Genomic DNA, 17,425 nt, shown 5'->3' on the forward strand with positions numbered 1-17,425 from the left:
GTGCCGTCGGGCGGAAGGAGTGTTGCGCCGAGGATCGGCGGGGTTCCGGCGGACTTGCTGCTCGGCGGCCAGGTGCCCGCTGGCGGGCCGGATGGTGGCGACGTTGGCCGACCGATTCCCAGTTCCCGGTGGCGGTAGCGGTGGCGGTGGTGGGCCGGGGGAAGGGCATACGGCTCACCCACCGCCCCGCGTCGCCGATGGCCGGGAGGGCGGTCGGAGGTCAGGCGCGGATGACTTCCACGCCGGCTTCGATGAAGGGGGCGGCGGCCTCGTCGGTGAGGGTTTCGTCGGTGACGAGGGTGTTGATGGTGGTGGTGTCGCAGATGCGGGCGAAGTCGCGGCGGCCGATCTTTGAACCGTCGGCGACGACCACGACGTGGTCGGCGCGGTCGGCGAGGAGGCGGTTGACGGCGGCCTCGTCCTCGTTGGGGCAGGTCGCGCCGTGCTCGGCGGTGATGCCGGTCACGCCGAGGACGGCGATGTCGAGGGTGACGTGGTCGAAGATGCCGGCGGCCAGCGGTCCGGTCAGCTCGTAGGACTGGGGTCGGGGCACGCCGCCGGTCAGGACGATCTTCACGTGCGGGCGGACGGCCAGTTCGCTCGCGATGTTGAGGGCGTTCGTCACGATCGTGAGCGCGGGGCGGCCGCCGCCCGGGTCCGGGCGGGTGGCGAGGACGCGGGCGACCTCGGTCGTGGTCGTCCCGCCGTTCAGGCCGATGATCGCGCCGGGCAGGACGATCCCGGCCGTCGCGGCGGCGATGCGCTGCTTCTCGGACGCGTGCCGGGCGGTCTTGTAGCGCAGCGGCAGGTCGTAGCTGACGCTGTTGGCGACCGCGCCGCCGCGGGTCCGGGTGAGCATCTGCTGCTGGGCGAGCTCGTCGAAGTCGCGACGGATCGTCGCGGCTGACACCGCCATGCGTGCGGCGGCCTCCTCGACGCTCAGTTGCCCGGCGTCGGCGAGCAGTTCCAGCAGCGCGTTCAAGCGTTCGTGACGGGTCACGCAGGGGAGTCTAGCCGTGCACGGCCTTGTTTCTTTGTGTCTGTTTGAGGTAAGAAACGAGCATTAATGAGCATCATTGGAGGGTTGTCGTGACGGGGAAGCACACCGAGAGCGAGATCGACTCACAGCCGGACCTGTGGCGGCGCGCCGCGCGGGACGGGGCGGGCGCCGTCGCCGCCGCGCTGCCGCGTCCCGGCGAACGGGTGGCCGTGGTGGGCTGCGGCACGTCCTGGTTCATCGCCCAGTCGTACGCCGCGCTCCGCGAGGGTGCCGGACTCGGCGAGACGGACGCCTTCGCCGCCTCGGAGTTTCCGTCCGAGCGGCGCTACGACCGGGTGCTCGCGCTCACCCGCTCGGGGACGACGACCGAGGTCCTGGACCTGCTCGACCGCACCGACCTGCCGACGGTCGCGATCACCGCCGACCCGTCCACCCCGGTGATGACGGCGGCGGACGAGGTGATCGTGCTCGACTACGCGGATGAGCGGTCGGTCGTCCAGACCCGGTTCGCGACGAGCCAACTCGCGCTCCTTCGCGCGCATCTGGGGGAGGACCTCGGCGCGGCCATCGCGGATGCGGAACAGGCGCTGGCAGACCCCCTTCCCGAGGCGGCGCTGACAGCCGACCAGTTCACGTTCCTCGGACGCGGCTGGACGGTCGGCCTCGCGCACGAGGCCGCACTGAAGATGCGCGAGGCCGCTACGGCGTGGACCGAGTCCTACCCGGCCATGGAGCACCGCCACGGCCCCATCGCGATCACGGGCCCCGGCCGCGTGACCTGGATGTTCGGCGAACCACCGTCCGGCCTCGCCGCCCAGGTCGCCGGCGTGGGCGGCACCATGATCGCCAGCTCCCTCGACCCCCTCGCCGACCTCGTCCGAGTCCAACGCCTCGCCCTGCATCTCTCCCGCCAGGCCGGCCACGACCCCGACACCCCCCGCAACCTCACCCGCTCCGTGATCCTCAGCTGATGCCCCCCACACCCCCGCCAAGCCCCACCCCAGCCCTCGCGATCACACCACCCCCGCTCCCCACGCTCACGCTCGCGTCCGCGCGTGCGTCTGCACTCACGCCCATGTCCACGTCTGCGCTCGCGTCCACGTCCGCGTCCGCGTCTGCGTCTGCGTCTGCGTCTGCGTCCGCGTCTGCGTCCACGTCCACGTCCGCGTCCGCGTCCGCGTCTGCGTCTGCGTCCGCGTCCGCGTCTGCGTCCGCGTCTGCGTCCGCGTCTGCGTCCGCGTCTGCGTCCGCGTCTGCGTTCGCGTCTGCGTCTGCGTTCGTGTCTGCGTCCGTGTCCGCGTCTGCGCTCGCGCTTGCGTCTGCGCTCGCGCTCGCGCTTGCGTTCGCGTTCGCGTTGTGCTCGCTTCCGCGCGTATGTCGGGTTGCATTCGGGCGCTTGCAGTCGGTGGTTGGACGTGGTTTCGGGGGGGTCTTGCGGTGGTGTCCAGGGGGCGGGGCGGGGGCGTCTGGGGGTGTTTGGGGTGAGGGCGGTGGTGGTTGGCGGGCTGGTGTTGGTGTTCGGGCGGGTTGGGCTTGAGGGGGTTGCGTTGTGTTGACGTTGGTCAACGCTCGTCTCGTGCTCCGGGACGGGGTGGTGGACGGGTGGGTTCGGGTTCAGGACGGGCGCATTGTCGGGGTTGGGGGTGGCATCCCGACGGGAGGGGCCGGGGAGCCTGGCGGCGCCTCACGGGGAGTGGGACGGGAGGTCGTTGAGGATCTTCGGGGGCGGTTTGTCGTGCCCGGGTTCGTTGACGTGCATGTTCATGGTGGCGCGGGGGCTTCGTATCAGTCGGGGCGGCTGGACGAGGCGCGGCGGGTTGCCGAGTTCCACCTGGGGAGTGGGACGACCACGACGGTCGCGAGCCTGGTGACGGGGACGCCGGGGGAGTTGGCCGACGGGGTCGCCGGGCTTGCCGATGCGGCTGACGAGGGGTGGGTCGCCGGGATTCACCTGGAGGGGCCCTACCTGGCGGAGAGCCGGTGTGGTGCGCATGATCCGGCGTTGTTGCGGGCACCCGATCGGGACGAGTTCGCGCGGCTGGTCGAGGCGGGACGTGGCCATGTCCGCATGGTCACGCTGGCGCCCGAGTTGCCGGGAGCGGCCGACCTCGTCCGGGACGCCGTTCGGGCCGGGGTCGTCGCGGCCGTGGGACACACGGACGCGACCGGGGCGTGTGTGCGGGAGGCGTTCGACGCGGGCGCGCGTGTCGCCACGCATCTGTTCAACGGGATGCGGCCCTTGCATCACCGGGAGGGCGGGCCGGTCGGCGCCGCGCTCAATGACGCACGGGTCATCGTGGAGCTGATCAACGACGGTGTGCACGTGGAGCCCGAGGTCGTCCGGCTAGTGTTCGCCGCGGCGGCCGGACGGGTCGCGTTGATCACGGATGCGATGTCCGCCGCCGGGATGGGCGACGGTTCGTACCGGCTCGGCGTGATGACGGTCACCGTCGCCGATGGACGGGCGACGCTCGAGGACGGGACGTCCATCGCGGGCAGCACGATCACCATGGCGGACGCGTTCCGGCGCGCGGTCGAGGTCGTCGGGATCCCGCCGGCGGACGCCTCGCGCGCCGCGTCGCTGGTCCCGGCCCAGGCGCTCGGGCTCGATGACGAGATCGGGTCGCTGGACGTCGGGAAGCGCGCCGACCTGGTGGTTCTCGGAGAGGGATACTCCGTCGCCCGGGTGATGAAGGACGGGCGGTGGCGATGATCCTGGCCGTCACGCTGAATGCGGCGCTGGACGTCACGTACGAGATCGGTGAATTGGAGCGTGGCGGCTCGCACCGGGTCCAGACCGTTCGGGAACGGGCCGGAGGCAAGGGGATCAACGTGGCGCGCGTGGCCCACGCCCTTGGCTGTGAGGTCACGGCGACCGGCCTGGCGGGTGGGGCGGTCGGCGAGCTCATCCGGGACGATTTGCACAGGTCAGAGGTCAATCATGACCTTGTGAGCGTCTCCGGGACGTCCCGCCGGACGCTCACCGTCGTGGAGACGGGGAGCGGCGAGGCGACGGTCCTGAACGAGGCCGGGCCGCACGTGCGGCCAGAGGAGTGGCAGGCGTTTCTTCGGCATTTCGATGCGCTCGCCGCGTCCGCCTCGATCGTGGTGCTTTCGGGGAGTCTGCCGCCTGGGGTTCCGTCGGACGCCTATGCCGAGCTGGTGCGGCGGACGCCCGGTCAGGTCGTCCTGGACGCCGACGGGACGGCGCTGGCGGAGGGCGTTCGCGGCCGCCCCGACGTGGTCAAACCCAACGCGGACGAGCTGGCGCGCGCCACCGCAGGGACAGGCGGCGAGCGGCATCCAGCCGAGCGGGCCAGAGAACACCGGGGCGGCGGGGTTGGGCGGGCTGAGGAGTTGTGGGGGGACGAGGTTCGGGGGGTTGTGGGGCGGGCTCAGGAGTTGCGGGCTGCGGGGGGTGGGGCGGTGCTGGTCTCGCTTGGGGCGGGCGGGATGGTCGCGGTCACCTCGGAAGGGGTGTGGCGGGCCGTGCCGCCTGGCGCCGTGGTCGGGAATCCGACCGGGGCGGGGGACGCGGCCGTCGCCGCCACGGCTCGTGCGCTGATGCTCGGACGGCCCTGGGACGAGCTGTTGCGGGACGCGGTCGCGCTGTCCGCGGCGGCGGTCGCCGCGCCCGTCGCGGGGGATTTCGACCCCGATCTGTATGCCCGTCTTCTCCCCGAAATCGCGATCGAAGGATTCTCATGCCCCTCGTAGGAACCGGTGAGATCGTCGCCACGGCCGTGTCCGGGCGGCGCGGCGTCGGTGCGTTCAACCTCGTTCATCTGGAGCACGCCACCGCGATCGCGCGCGGCGCGGAGAGCGCGGGCGCGCCGGTGATCCTCCAGATCAGCGAGAACTGTGTGCGCTATCACGGCGCGCTGGAGCCGATCCTGGCCGGGACGCTGGCGGTCGCGCGCGGCGCTGACGTGCCCGTCGCCGTCCATCTTGATCACGCGACGTCCGTCGATCTTGTGCGCGAGGCGGTGCTGCTCGGCGTCGGATCGGTGATGTACGACGCGTCCACGCTGCCTTACGAGGAGAACGTGGCGGAGACCGCGAGGGTCGTCGGCTGGTGCCACGAGCGCGGCGTGTGGGTGGAGGCGGAGCTCGGCGAGGTCGGGGGCAAGGACGGCGTGCACGCGCCGGGGGCCCGGACCAAGCCGTCCGAGGCCGTTGCCTACACCTCCGCGACCGGCGTGGACGCCCTGGCGGTCGCGGTGGGGAGCTCGCACGCCATGCTCACCCGGGACGCCGTCCTCGACCTCGACCTGATCGGCGAGCTGCGCGAGGCGGTGCCGGTCCCGCTCGTTCTGCACGGATCGTCCGGGGTGCCGGACGCCACCCTCACCGCCGCCGTCGAAAGGGGCATGACCAAGATCAATATCGCGACGCAGCTCAACAAGGTCTACACCGGCGAATTGCGCCGCGTCCTGGACGCGAGCCCCGCCATGGTCGACCCCCGCAAGTACGCGGGCCCGGCCCGGGACGCCGTCGCGACCGAGATCACCCGCCTCCTCGCCGTCCTCCACGCGTAGGCCGGCCACGGCCCGTCCGATTTGGGCACGGGTTTTGTCGTCGTGACCGGGGCCGAGTTCCGCGCCGAGGGCGTGCCCTGGACTGACCCCCCGTCCGGTGGTGCGGACCGGTATGTGGGCGGGATCGGCCTCCGGAACCGCCCGCACAACGTTTCTGGGCGGCCGGGCCGTGGCCATGCCGGACCGGGCCGCCGGGCGGATCGGATCGTCGGGGACAATTGATGGCGTCCGAACCGTCGTCCGGGGAATCATGGGAGCCGTGGAACGGATGCGTGGATGGCCGGTCACCTTGAGCGAGGGCCCGGTCGGGCTGCGTCCGCTGAGGCATCGCGACGCGGCCGTCTGGCGTGACCTGCGGGTTCGTAATGCCGACTGGCTGCGGCCGTGGGAGCCGACCAATCCGGAGACGCCGCTTTTCCGCACCGGGCTCGGGCCCTACGTCAGCATGGTCCACACCATGCGGCGCGAGGCGCGGCAGGGGCTCGCGCTGCCCTGGGTGGTCACCTATGAGGGCAACTTCGCCGGGCAGCTCACGATCGGCGCGATCGTGTGGGGTTCGGCCCGTTCCGCGCAGATCGGCTACTGGGTGGACAAGCAGGTCGCCGGACGCGGCGTCATTCCGACCGCCGTCGCGCTCGCCGTCGACCACTGTTTCTTCACCGTCGGGCTGCACCGGGTGGAGGCCAATATTCGGCCGGAGAACACCGCGAGCCGGCGCGTCGTCGAAAAGCTCGGATTCCGGGAAGAGGGAATTCGCCGCCGCCAACTTCACATCGACGGCGCCTGGCGTGATCACATCTGCTACGCGCTGACCGTCGAGGACGTGCCCGGCGGCCTGCGATCACGCTGGCTGGCCAGTGCCAAGCAGGCATTTCCCCGCTCTCCCTCCTGACCCTGTCCCGGGCGGAGGGATTCGGGCGGAGGCGTCTCGTAAGAATCCTCCGGAAGAGAAGGTCTGGCAAACAGAGAGTAACCGCGAGATCGATCTCGCGACACACCGCCCCTAATACTCGTCAACCTCTGACACCGACTCGTACCGTGCGTGGCGTGACCCTGTTCCCAATGCACGTGCGCGCGCCGAAAGTCGGCTCGTCGTCCCGCCGTGCCCGGGAACGGCGCCGCCGGGCGGTGATCGGATGAGCAGCGCCTTCCTTTACCTCGCCATCGTCGCGGTCTGGGCCGTGGTGCTGGTGCCCATGTGGCTCCGCCGCGACACCGAGGCGACGACGGGCATCTCCCGCCGCCTCCTCCACAAGCGCGAGGACGGGGCGGACCTCGGCGGCGTCGACCACGACCTCGACTTCGACACCGCCGAGATCGACCTCGACGCCGTCGCCCACGAGGCCGCCGGGACGGCCGGTTCCGGCCGTCCCGAGGCCGAGCAGGAGCCCGAGATCACGGCCGAGGACGAAGGGCACGCCGAAGCGGGGGCGACCGGCGAGCCGGGCGGCCCCCGTCGTCCCGGACGCGCCGCGGTGATCGCCCGCCGCCGCCGCCGGACGGTCGGGCTCACCCTGCTCGTCCTGACGGCCGTCTCTGTCGCGGCCCTGGGCCTCGCGCCCTGGTGGATCATCGCGCCGCCCGTCCTGCTCCTGGCGGGCCACCTCACGCTGCTCCGCGTCGCCGTCCAGATGGACCAGGCGCGCGCCCACGAGGAGGCCGAGGTCGCCCGCGCCGAGGCCGACCGCGTCCTCGCCGAGGCCGAGCAGGCCGCCGAGCCGGTGACCCCGGAACCGGCGACCCACGAGCCGTCCGCCGAGGTCCTGGAGTTCGTCGGCCGCACCGAGGACGAGGTCTTCGACCAGTACGCCGAGGACGGCCGCACCGTCGAAGACCGCCGCGCCGTCGGCGAGTGACCCCGCACTCCTGAGGCCCCGCGCAGGCGAGTGACCTCCCACACCCTTGGAGTCCTCGAAGGCGAGAAGCCGCATGTGCCGTCGAAGGGTGCCGCAGTTGAAGGCCGCGCACCCAGAGGGCGGGAGGGGCGGCGGTTTTCCGGCGCGCGAACCACTGCCAGAGTGCGCTAACCTAGTCACGTCCGCGGGGCTGTAGCGCAGTCCGGTAGCGCACCTCGTTCGCATCGAGGGGGTCAGGGGTTCAAATCCCCTCAGCTCCACCGCAGACCAGAGGCCCTGCCTCCCGAAAGGGAGGCAGGGCCTCTGTCGTTTTCCGGAGGGCCTCCTGTCCTTCAGGGCCAGGTGGCGATCGGGGATGGGGCTCGATGGCGCAGTCCGGGCGCGCGGGGGCGCGTTGGGCTGGGTTGACGCGATGCAGGTCACAGTCTGGGGCGGCGGATGGTCAGGCGTGGGGGACGCGCCTGAGGGCGGTGAGGAACCAGGTGAGTTCCTGGCGGGGGTGGTCGGGTGGGGACCAGCCGTTCACGGTGGCCAGGAGGGTCAGGTAGCGCTCGCGGCGGGGGTCGTTGGCGGCGGTGAGGTAGGCGGCCAGGCGGGTGCGCAGGGACGGGTCGTCCGGGACGTCCAGGGACGCGGCGTAGGCGGTCGCGACGTGGGTGACGGCGGCGGTGGCCTGCGGGGAGCCGGGGGGAACGTCCGCGGCGAGGAGGGGGCGGACGGTCTCGGTGACCAGGCCGACGGCGTGCTTGCGGGGCGGGCTGGTCGGATGGTCGGCCATGTGGTCGTTGAAGAGGGACCGCATGAGGGCGCGGAACGCGTCGTCCTGGGTGAGCTCGGCGAGTTCGACCCAGGCGGCGAGCTGCTCGGAGGTGGGGTCGTCCGGGAGTTCGGGGGTGAGGGAGCGGCGCAGGACGCGCGGGAGGGGGCTGTCGGGGGCGCCGAAGGCGTGGTCGAGGAAGTCGGTGACGAGCTCGTCGCGTTCGGCGGTGGAGAGGCGGGCGAGGCGGTGCATGAGTTCGAGTTCCTCCGGGGTGCTGTCGCGGCGGGCGGCCGTGGTGAGGACGGCGTGGCGCAGGCGCAGCACGCGCATCTGGACGGCCACGGCGTCGGCGTGGGCGGCGGCGGCCTCGGCGGGGGTGGTCTCGCGGTCGACGATCCGCCGGACGGTGGCGAGGTCCAGGCCGAGGTCGCGGAGCGTGCGGACGAGGGCGAGGCGGGCGACCGCGGACGGGCCGTACCGGCGGTGGCCCGAGGCCGTCCGGTGGGACTCGGGGAGGATCCCGTGGTTGGTGTAGAAGCGGACGGCCTTCACCGTCACGCCGGCCGTGTCGGCCAGTTCGCCGATCGAGTAGGTCGCTTCGCCCTGCATGCGGACCACCCTGGCACCTCCCCCATGGGGAGGTTCAACACCCCGGAGGGGCGGGCCTCGCGAGGAAGCCCGCCCGGACGGGTGGGTCAGGGGGTGAGGCGGACGGGGAGGGCGGCGACGCTGTTGGTGAACAGGCTGGGGACGGGCGGGAGGTCGTCCGCGGGGACGGCGAGGGTCATCTTCGGGTGGCGGTCGAAGAGGACGGCGAGGGCGATGCGGGCCTCGACCTCGGCCAGGTGCGAGCCGGGGCAGCTGTGGCGGCCCGCGCCGAAGGCCAGGTCGCCCCTCTGCTCGCGGGCGTGGTCGAACCGGTCGGCGTCCGCGCCGTGGTGGGCGGGGTCGCGGTTGACGGCCGTGTAGGGGGCGATGACCGCGTCCCCGGCGGGGATGGTGACGCCGCCGATCGTGAGGTCCTCGAGGGGGTAGCGGGCCGGGAAGTTGCCGATGGGGGCGTCCCAGCGGAGGGTCTCGGCGACGACGGCGGGCCACGGGTCCTCGGCGGCCAGGGCGGCGTCGAGCTGCTCGGGGTGGGTGAGCATCGCGCGGACGGCGTTGGAGATGAGGCTGATGGTCGTCTCGTGCCCGGCGGTGAGCAGCACCCAGAGCGTCCCCGCGAGCTCCTCGGCGGACAGGGCGGCCGGGTCGGCGGCGTGGACGCCGATGAGGGCGCTGGTCAGGTCGTCGCCGGGGGCGTCCGCGCGGGCCCGGATCAGGTCGCCGAGCAGGCGCGGGATCTCGGCCTGCACCTGGACGACCTCCTCGGCGGTCGTGTCGGTGCGGAAGATGGCGTCCACGAGGTGGCGCAGGCGGGCCTTCTGGTCGTCCGGGACGCCGAGGAGTTCGCAGATGACCTGGAGCGGCAACTGCGCGGCGAAGTGGGCGCGCAGGTCGACGACCTCGGTGGTCGGGAGGGCGTCGACCAGGGTCGTCGCGGCGGCGGTGATCGCGGGGACCATGTCCTGCACCCGTTTGCGGGTGAACTGCCCGATGATCGGGCGGCGTAGCCGGGTGTGCTCGGCTCCGTCCGCGGTGACCAGGTTGTCCACCTTGATCATCCCGATGATGGGGTTGTCGTCGGCGAGCTCGCCGGTCTTCACCGCCGTCCAGTTCCGGTAGTCCTTGCTGACGTCCGGGTGGCGGACGAGCTCCTCGACCAGGGCGTGCGTGGTGACGGCCCAGGCGCGGACGCCGCCCGGCAGGACGACGCGGACGACCGGCCCGGCGGCGCGCAGCCGGGCGGCCTCGCCGTGGTGGTCGGCCGCGGTCGGGTCGAGTTCGATGACGGGGATCTCGGCGGAGGGGGACGGGACTGCGGTCATGGGGTCTCCAAGGCGGTCGTCCGCCGCACGGACTCCGGGATCCGGAGCCGCGCGGTCTACGAGGTCGGGAGCGGGGTGGTCTCCGAAGTGGTCGCGAGCGGGGTGGTCGGGAGCGGGGCGCTGGCGGGGGTTCGCGGGGTGAAGGTCACCGGGAGGCTGACGGCGGTGCGGATCCAGGGGCTCGGCTGGTAGTCGATCTCGCCGGGGTCGCAGGCCAGCCGCAGGTCGCCGAGCAGGTGCTGGGCGGTGGCGACGGCGGTCCGGGCGATCGTGCGCGCCGGGTCGCGGCCGGGGCAGGCGTGCGGGCCGACCGACCAGGCCAGGTGCGCGCGGCTGCCGCGCGTCCACCAGTCGGACGCGTGGACGCGGGTGTCGCGGGCGCTGGCGGCGAGGCCGAGGATCAGCGCGTCCCCCCTGCGCACCGGACGGTCCGCGAGGACGGTGTCGGCCAGCGGGTAGCGCGCCGGGAAGTTGATCATCGGTGGCTGGCGGGCGAGGACCTCGTCCAGCGCGTCGTCGATGGACAGCCGACCGCCGTTGATCCGCCCGGCGAACCGCGGGTCGACCAGCATGAGCCGCAGCGTCTCGGCGATCCACGAGATGGACGTGTGGTTGGACGCGGAGACGACCACGACCAGCGTCTGCAGGATCTCGCTCATCGTCCCGAGGTCCTCGTGCGCGGCGAGGAAGCCGGTGAGGTCGGGAGAGCCGCCGTCCATACGGGACGTGACGAGTTCGTTCAGCAGCGCCTCGAACTTGGCGTTGCCCTCCTGCGCGCGCGGGCCGCTGGAGAACAGCAGGTTCATCGCCTCGAGCAGCTCACGCGCGCGCCCGGGGTCGAGGCCGATGAGCTCCCCGATCGCCAGCACCGGGATGGACGCGGCGTAGTCGGCGATGAGGTCGCCGCGTCCGGCCGGGGCGATCCGGTCGATCAGCTCGGTCGACAGGCGCTCGACCGTGCGGCGCAGCGCGCGGTGGTCCAGCCCGGCCATGGCCTGCTCGATCGGACGGCGCAGCCGCCGGTGCTCGTCGCCGTCCGCGCCGATCACGTTGTCGCGGTGGAACATCATCGGGCCGAGCGGCGAGTCCGGGCCGACCGTGCCGTCCTGGACGAGGCTCCAGCTGTTGGCGTTCCGGCTGAACAGGTGGTCCTGCGTGGTGATCTGGCGGATCTCGGCGTAGCCCATCACCAGCCAGGCGCGGACGCCGGGCATCAGCTCGACCGGCGCGACCGGGCCGTGCTCGCGCCACAGCCGCTCGAGCGCCGCGTCCGGGTCGGCGGTGGTCGCGGCGAGGGGCATGACCTCGGGGAAGGCGTACAGATCGGTGGCGGTCACCGGGTCTCATTCCTGTCGATGACGTGCTCGACCAGCCGGACCAGGGACGCCACGGCCGACTCGCGGTCGCGGGCGTCGCAGGTCAGCACGGGCGTCCGGGGGAGCAGGTCGAGCGCCTCGCGCAGCGCGGCGGGGTCGTGGTCGGGGCTGTCGGGAAAGCGGTTCACGGCGACCGCGAACGCGTCCAGGCCGGCGTCCTCCAGCTGGTCGATGACCTCGAAGCTGTCGGCGAGCCGCCGCACGTCCACGAGCACGAGGATGCCGGTGGCGCCCTCGGCGAGCCCGGCCCACATGTCCCAGAACCGGCGCTGTCCGGGCGTCCCGAACAGGTACAGGACGAGCCGCTCGGACAGCGACACGCGGCCGAAGTCGAGCGCGACGGTCGTGGTGGTCTTGGCGGGCAGGCCGCGCAGGTCGTCCACGCCGACCGAGGCCGCGGTGATCGGCTCCTCGGTGCGCAGCGGCTCGATCTCGCTGACCGAGCCGACGAAGGTCGTCTTGCCCACCCCGAACGACCCGACGACCAGGATCTTCGCGGTGCGCTCGACCGTGCCCGGCACGAACCGGACCTCGTCGTCCGGGGCTGCCGAGTCCGGCGCTGCCGCGTCCAGGGATGCCGAGTCCTGGGCGGCGGGTTCAGAGCTGACGGAGGCCATCGAGGACTTCCTGCAGTAGGGACGGGGTGGGAGCGGTGGACGTGCTGCCGGCGCGCGCGGTCAGGTGGTGCGAGGTGATGAGGTCGTCGGCGAGGACGAGCACCACGCTCACCGGGAGCCGCAGGTGCGCGGCGGCCTCGGCGACCGACAGCACGCCGCGGCGGCAGAGCGTGAGCAGGTCGCGGGCCTGCGGCGGCGCGTCCACGCGGAGCGGCGCGTCGGCCGGGGCGGTGCTGAGCAGCGTGTCGACCGTGAGCCCGCGGCGGGTCGCGGCGCGCCCGCGGGTGAGGACGAACGGGCGCAGCGGCGTGTCGCGTGCCTCGTCCGGTTCGGTCATCTCACGCGCCCGCGCCCGGCCCGGCGGACGCGGCGCCCGGGCCGCCGACCGGGGCGAAGCCGCCCGCCGGGCCGTCGCGGAGCGGCGTCCGCAGCGCGGTCTCGCCGTAGCGCAGGACGAGCCGTTGCATCTCCTGGCCGATCAGCGCCGGGTCGATCACGCCCTGGGTGAGGACGCCGAGGCAGGTGCCCTCGGCGGCGCCGCGCAGGAACAGCACGCCGCCCTCGTACTGGGCCATCACCTGGTACAGCGCGCGTCCGCCGGTGCCGTACGTCCCGGCCACCGACCGGGACACCGACAGCAGGCTCGTGCAGGTCGCGGCCAGGCGCTCCGACTCGTCCCGGGCCAGGGACGCCGAGCGCGCGATGACGAGGCCGTCCCGGGAGCACAGCACGACATGGCGGACGCCGGCGACCCGGGCCAGTGAGTCGATCATCCAGTCCTGGTCAGCGGTCAAGGTCGTCTCCTGGGGACGGCTCGGTGGTCTCGGCCGACGTGTCGGCCTCGGTCGGGTGCGGTGTCGAGTCGGACAGGTCGGATGATTCGGATGGATCGGGCGCAGTGTCGGCGGGCGCGGAGTCCTCGGACTCGGAGTCCTCGGGAACGGTCTCGCCTCCCGGCTCCGGTTCGGTGAAGAGCGAGGCGATGAAGGCGCCCGCCTCATCCGGGCTGGACGGCGGGGGCGCGAGCTCGGCCAGCGGCTCGGACGCCGGGCGCGGCGCCTCGCCCGAGCGGCGGCGCGACGTCCGCTTGGGCAGCCCGCGGATCTCGTCGGGCCTCTCGTCGTCCCGCGCCGCAGCCGCCTCGACGACGGTCGGCGCGGCCGGAGCGGCGGCGGAAGCGGGTTCAGGCGCGGGCGGAACGGAAGCGGGCGCGGGTTCAGGCGTGGCGGCGGGGCGCGGTTCCAGTCCTGGGGCACGGACGGTCGTGGTGAGGTCGTCCGGGACGCGGATGACGACGCGCAGCCCGCCGTACGGGGACGGCTCCAGCGCCAGGTGCAGGCCGTGGCGGCTCGCGTAACGTCCGACGACGACCAGGCCGAGCCGCGGCACCTCGCCCAGCTCGGCGAGGTCGATCGTCTGCTCTCCGACGACCATGCGCTGCGCCTCGGACAGGCGCGGTTCCTCCAGTCCGGTGCCCTGGTCGTCGATCCGGACGACCGCGCCCGACGCCCCCGCCGACAGCCCGACGATGACGTCGGTGGCGCTCGGGGAGAGCGTGGTCGCGTTGTCGAGCAGCTCGGCCAGCAGGTGGATCACCGGCTCCAGGACGGCGGCGCGGACGGCCACCGGCGGGTCGCCCTCGATCCGGACGCGCCGGAAGTCCTCGATGCGGGCCGTCGCGGCCTGGACGGTCTCGGCGAGGCGCATCGGCTCGGGCCAGTGCTGGCCCTCCCAGGTCCCGCAGGCGACGACGAGGCTCTGCGCGAGGCGGGCGGCCTGCGCGGCGAGGTGGTCGACGACCTGCCCTGCGGCGTAGACCTCGGGGTCGTCGCGGCGGGACTCGGCGAGCCGTTCGGCGGCGGCCTGGACGCGGTGCATCAGCGTCTGCTGCCGTCGTCCGAGCGCGACGAGGACCATGCGCTGGGAGTCGAGGCGTCCGTCGGCGTCCTCGGCGGCCTCCGCGAGCGCGGCGCGCGTCGCGTCGGCGGCCTCGTCCAGTGCCTTCTGCGCTGCCGCGGCGGCTTCGTCGAGGGCTTGCTGCGCGGCCTGGGCGGCCTCCTCGGCGGCGGCTTCGGCTGCCTGGGCAGCCTCCGCCGCGTCCTCTCGCGCGTACCGCGCCTCGCGTTCGGCGACGCGGCGGGACAGGTCGTTGTCGCGCGCGGTGGCCCGCAGGTCCTCGAGGGCGCGGTCGCGCAGCTCGGTGAGGTCGGCGCCGAACGCCTCGTCCTGCTCGGGCGGCGGCAGCGGCGCGTCGCGGTCGGCGAGCACGGCGGGCAGGGCGTCGCTGAGCAGCTGCTCGACGCCCTTGCGGAGCAGGCCGTTGGCGTCGGTGAGCGTCGCCGAGTACTGCCGCCACTGCTCGTGCAGGCGCGCCCGGTCGGTGGTGAGCGCGTCGCGCTCGGAGAGCAGGGCGGCCCGCTCGGCGGTCAGCTCGTCCACCCGGCGTGCCGTCCGCGCCTGCCGGGCGTTCGCGCGCACCGCGGTCAGGACGGCGAGGACGGTGGTGCCGAGCGCGGCGGCGAGGGCGACGCCCCAGGCGGGCCAGCGGGCGCCGCCGGTGAACAGCCAGGGACCTGCCGAGGTGAGCGCGAGGGTGGCGCCGGCCGAGGTCCAGAGCGCGTACGAGAGCGGCCTGGAGGAGAGGGACGGGTCCGGCGCGGGCGCGGAAGGACTCATGTTCCCTTTCGGGGTAGAGCGGGCGGGGGCGTCGCCGGCCGGGCCCGGGGGGCGGGTGAGGGCGGCTCCTCGGCGTCTTATGCTGGCGGCGGGCGCGGGCGGGGCGCGAGAGCATCCGCTGCCCGGCTCGGGCGCACTCGGTGATCTTTTGCCTACAAAGTGGGCACTTACCGGGCATTCCACCATACTTGTGCGTGAGAATGCGGTTCCTATGAGCGACCAGCGACGGGAACTCGTGCGGGCACGGGAGCTCCAGGGGCTGACCCAGGCGGACGCGGCCGACCTGGTGCACGTCGCCACCTCGACCTGGGCCCGGTGGGAGCGGGGCGAGCGCGCACCCCGCACGCAGCACATCGCGGAGATCGCGCGGATCCTGGACGTCCCGGCCTCGCGGGCGCGGGCCTGGTTCGCCGGTCCCGCCGAGTCCGCCGAGGACGATCCGGGCGGCGCGTCCGAGGACGACCGGACGCTGCCCGACCTGGGCGACCCGACCATGATCCTCGCCGACGCCCGCGCGCTCGGCGTGTCCAACGCCGACCCGGACGTGCTGCGCATCGCCCGGCTCTCCCTCGGACGCATCGTGGACCGCTACGAGGAGTTCGGCCCCTGGACGCTCGCCCCCGAGGCGCGCGAGCTGCGCCGGTCGCTGCACGCGCTGCTGCGCGGACAGCAACCGCCCAAGCAGCGCCGCGAACTGTTCGCCGCCGCCGCGCGCGCGGGAGGACTGCTCGGCTACATGGCCGTCCACCTGGGACGTCCGGTCGTCGCGGAGGCATACCTCGCCGAGGCCGAGCTGCTCGCTGGATACGCCGACGACGTCGACATGCGCATGTGGGCCGCGGGGACGCGCTCGCTCGCGCTCTACGACCAGGGACGTTTCGGCGAAGCGGACGCCGCCGCCGAGGCCGCCGTCCGGCTGGACCCGACCGGGCCGCAGGCGATCCGCCTTCTCTCCACCGGACGCGCCCGGCCCCTCGCGCGCCTGGGCGACGCCACCGCGCGCGCACACGCGGAACGCCTACTCGACGAAGCGATCGAACTGTCGGAGCGTGGCCGCGACCGGCTTCCTACAGGATTCCCGCCGTGCGTCTCGTTCGGCCCGTACAGCACGGCCCGGACGCTGGCCAGTGCGGTCACCGTCCACGTCGCGACGGGCGACACGGGCCGGGCGCTCGAATACGCCTCGGCCATCGAACCCATGGTCCGCAGCTCCGGATCCCGCTGGACGGAGGCGCTCGTCGGCCTCGACGTCGCGACGGCGCTGCTGGAGGAGGACGTCCGGCGGGCCATGGGCCTCGGATGCCGGGCGCTCGACCTGACCCGTCAGGTTCCGATCCGTCCGGTGTGGCAGCGCGCCCGCGACCTGGAGGCCGCCGCCGCGCCCTGGGCGGAGGAGGCGCACGCGGCCCGCTTCAGCGCCCAGCTCCGCGAGTGGGGCCGCACGTCCCTGGCCCGTCCCGTCGTGGCGGGCTGAACAGCCGCTCCGGACCCGCCGTCCGCGATCGGGGATCCCGCCGCCCGGGACGAAGCCGGGCGGCGGGAGCGGGATCACCGGCGACGCGGGTCTAGAAAACCGTGTCGGGGCTGGTGATCTCGACGTAGCTCTGGCCGGAGACCCTGCAGTTGTTGATCGTGCCGGTCACCGTCGAGGCGCCCTCCCAGTAGCCGCCGCCGGGAGCCTGGTCCCAGGCGACCTCCTGGTCCTTGCGCTGCGGCGTGACGGTGAACGTGCCGCCCGGGACCTTGACCTTCCAGCCGCTGCTGTAGGTCAGCTTGGTGACGGGGCTGGTCCAGCTGCTGACGGGGGTCATCGACAGCTTGGACGGGTCGAGGTCGGTGGTCGAGCCGTCCGGCCGGACCAGGGTCCCGGCCCGCCGGACCAGGCCGGACTTGTCGCTGATCAGGTACACCATGTACTGGCTGCCGTTGGTCAGCTGGATGCTGAACCAGTCCCAGCGGCCGTAGCCGGGCTTGAAGTCCCCGTACTGGTGGTCGAACCACGACTGGCCGGTGACCTTGATGGCCTCACCGTGGTCGTAGACCGTGCCCGAGGTCTTCAGGTTCGTGTAGGAGTAGTAGTACGACTGGCCCCACTGGGCGTAGTCGATGAGGCCGCGCACGCCCTGGTAGTTCCCGTGCAGAGCGGGCGGGGTGCTCTGGCTGAGCGCCAGGTCCAGCTTGTACGAGCCGTCCTGGAAGCCGCCGCCCAGCTTGTAGGAGCCGTTCTTCCCGGACATGTTCCAGTCGTCGACGGCGATGTCGTACCCGCCGTCCGCCGGGATCGTGTCGGGCATCCCGGCGGCCTTGGACTCCCACTTGAAATTGTCGCCCGTGAGGTCGGTGACCGCGAGGTTCCCCGCGTACCCCGACAGGCTCGGGTACTGGATCTGGTTGCGGAAGAACACCTGCTCGAAGCCGTAGTCGTGGCGCTTGCCCTTGCTGTCCACACCGCTCAGGTGGCCGGTGTAGTAGTACCACTCGCGCGTCGCGTTGTGCGGCGACTCGTCCTTCGGGATCGAGACTCCCACCGTGTCGGCGGAGGCTGAGGCGGGGGAGGCCAGGAGGAGGGACAGCGCCGCCGCGGACGCCGCCCCCAGCGCGGTCAGCCGCCGCGTCCGGCCTTTGTGATCTTGGATCATGGCCCGCACCCTAGCCCTGCGAAAACCCGTCGAGG

16 protein-coding genes and 1 tRNA gene are annotated in these 17,425 nt (G+C 73.1%); 8 read left to right on the forward strand and 9 right to left on the reverse strand.

Annotated features, from left to right (window positions below; all coding sequences use genetic code 11):
* Positions 1–220: 220 nt before the first annotated feature.
* Positions 221–1,000: a DeoR/GlpR family DNA-binding transcription regulator gene (locus P696_RS0124045; protein ID WP_026414343.1), complete on the reverse strand. Its 780-nt coding sequence runs from the start codon at positions 998–1,000 to the stop codon at positions 221–223.
* Between the two features lie 89 nt (positions 1,001–1,089).
* On the opposite strand from P696_RS0124045, the gene P696_RS0124050 reads away from it, so the two are divergent.
* The 7 genes from P696_RS0124050 to P696_RS0124085 all read left to right on the forward strand — a co-directional run bounded on the left by P696_RS0124050 (position 1,090) and on the right by P696_RS0124085 (position 7,654).
* Entirely contained in the window at positions 1,090–1,971 is an 882-nt protein-coding gene (locus tag P696_RS0124050; RefSeq protein WP_026414344.1) for an SIS domain-containing protein, read from the forward strand.
* A 623-nt stretch (positions 1,972–2,594) separates the two neighbouring features.
* Positions 2,595–3,713, forward strand: coding sequence for an N-acetylglucosamine-6-phosphate deacetylase (nagA, locus tag P696_RS0124060; RefSeq protein WP_342669038.1), 1,119 nt, complete (start codon positions 2,595–2,597; stop codon positions 3,711–3,713).
* Positions 3,710–4,717 carry a 1-phosphofructokinase family hexose kinase gene (locus P696_RS0124065; RefSeq protein ID WP_026414346.1) on the forward strand — a complete coding sequence of 336 codons (1,008 nt, stop codon included), beginning with the start codon at positions 3,710–3,712 and terminating at the stop codon, positions 4,715–4,717. The genes nagA and P696_RS0124065 overlap by 4 nt, the downstream gene beginning before the upstream one ends.
* The gene (locus P696_RS0124070; protein WP_026414347.1) at positions 4,705–5,538 is read left to right on the forward strand and encodes a class II fructose-bisphosphate aldolase; all 834 of its coding nucleotides are present in this window, start codon (positions 4,705–4,707) and stop codon (positions 5,536–5,538) included. Before P696_RS0124065 ends, P696_RS0124070 begins: the two co-directional genes overlap by 13 nt.
* A gap of 268 nt (positions 5,539–5,806) precedes the next feature.
* Positions 5,807–6,430 (forward strand): GNAT family N-acetyltransferase, encoded by a 624-nt coding sequence (locus P696_RS0124075; RefSeq protein ID WP_034486649.1) that lies wholly within the window; start codon positions 5,807–5,809, stop codon positions 6,428–6,430.
* Positions 6,431–6,674: 244 nt separating this feature from the next.
* On the forward strand, positions 6,675–7,394 hold the full coding sequence (gene sepX, locus P696_RS0124080; RefSeq protein WP_026414349.1) for a divisome protein SepX/GlpR: 720 nt from the start codon (positions 6,675–6,677) through the stop codon (positions 7,392–7,394).
* A 186-nt stretch (positions 7,395–7,580) separates the two neighbouring features.
* Positions 7,581–7,654: transfer RNA gene (locus P696_RS0124085), tRNA-Ala, on the forward strand.
* A gap of 182 nt (positions 7,655–7,836) precedes the next feature.
* On the opposite strand, the gene P696_RS0124090 is transcribed toward P696_RS0124085, so the two are convergent.
* The 7 genes from P696_RS0124090 to P696_RS57000 form a co-directional block, all read right to left on the reverse strand.
* Positions 7,837–8,763 (reverse strand): MerR family transcriptional regulator, encoded by a 927-nt coding sequence (locus P696_RS0124090; protein WP_026414350.1) that lies wholly within the window; start codon positions 8,761–8,763, stop codon positions 7,837–7,839.
* An 86-nt stretch (positions 8,764–8,849) separates the two neighbouring features.
* A complete protein-coding gene (locus P696_RS0124095; protein ID WP_026414351.1) occupies positions 8,850–10,082 on the reverse strand; it encodes a cytochrome P450 family protein in 1,233 nt (410 codons plus the stop codon).
* Positions 10,083–10,138: 56 nt separating this feature from the next.
* Entirely contained in the window at positions 10,139–11,419 is a 1,281-nt protein-coding gene (locus P696_RS47645) for a cytochrome P450 family protein (RefSeq protein WP_064744103.1), read from the reverse strand.
* Positions 11,416–12,075 (reverse strand): GTP-binding protein, encoded by a 660-nt coding sequence (locus P696_RS0124105; RefSeq protein ID WP_084338047.1) that lies wholly within the window; start codon positions 12,073–12,075, stop codon positions 11,416–11,418. The genes P696_RS47645 and P696_RS0124105 overlap by 4 nt, the downstream gene beginning before the upstream one ends.
* Positions 12,056–12,412 (reverse strand): DUF742 domain-containing protein, encoded by a 357-nt coding sequence (locus P696_RS0124110; protein ID WP_026414353.1) that lies wholly within the window; start codon positions 12,410–12,412, stop codon positions 12,056–12,058. The genes P696_RS0124105 and P696_RS0124110 overlap by 20 nt, the downstream gene beginning before the upstream one ends.
* Before the next feature lies 1 nt (position 12,413).
* A complete protein-coding gene (locus P696_RS47650) occupies positions 12,414–12,869 on the reverse strand; it encodes a roadblock/LC7 domain-containing protein (protein ID WP_051468083.1) in 456 nt (151 codons plus the stop codon).
* Positions 12,859–14,751: an ATP-binding protein gene (locus P696_RS57000; RefSeq protein WP_051468084.1), complete on the reverse strand. Its 1,893-nt coding sequence runs from the start codon at positions 14,749–14,751 to the stop codon at positions 12,859–12,861. The genes P696_RS47650 and P696_RS57000 overlap by 11 nt, the downstream gene beginning before the upstream one ends.
* A 211-nt stretch (positions 14,752–14,962) precedes the next feature.
* Between P696_RS57000 and P696_RS47660 the strand changes: the two genes are divergently transcribed.
* The gene (locus P696_RS47660) at positions 14,963–16,225 is read left to right on the forward strand and encodes a helix-turn-helix transcriptional regulator (protein ID WP_051468085.1); all 1,263 of its coding nucleotides are present in this window, start codon (positions 14,963–14,965) and stop codon (positions 16,223–16,225) included.
* Between the two features lie 91 nt (positions 16,226–16,316).
* Here the strand turns inward: P696_RS47660 and P696_RS47665 are convergent, their stop codons facing one another.
* Complete coding sequence (locus tag P696_RS47665) at positions 16,317–17,390, reverse strand: lipocalin family protein (RefSeq protein WP_051468086.1); 1,074 nt, start codon at positions 17,388–17,390, stop codon at positions 16,317–16,319.
* Positions 17,391–17,425 lie beyond the last annotated feature (35 nt).

The sequence above is a fragment of the Actinomadura oligospora ATCC 43269 genome, assembly GCF_000518265.1.
GTDB lineage: Bacteria > Actinomycetota > Actinomycetes > Streptosporangiales > Streptosporangiaceae > Spirillospora > Spirillospora oligospora.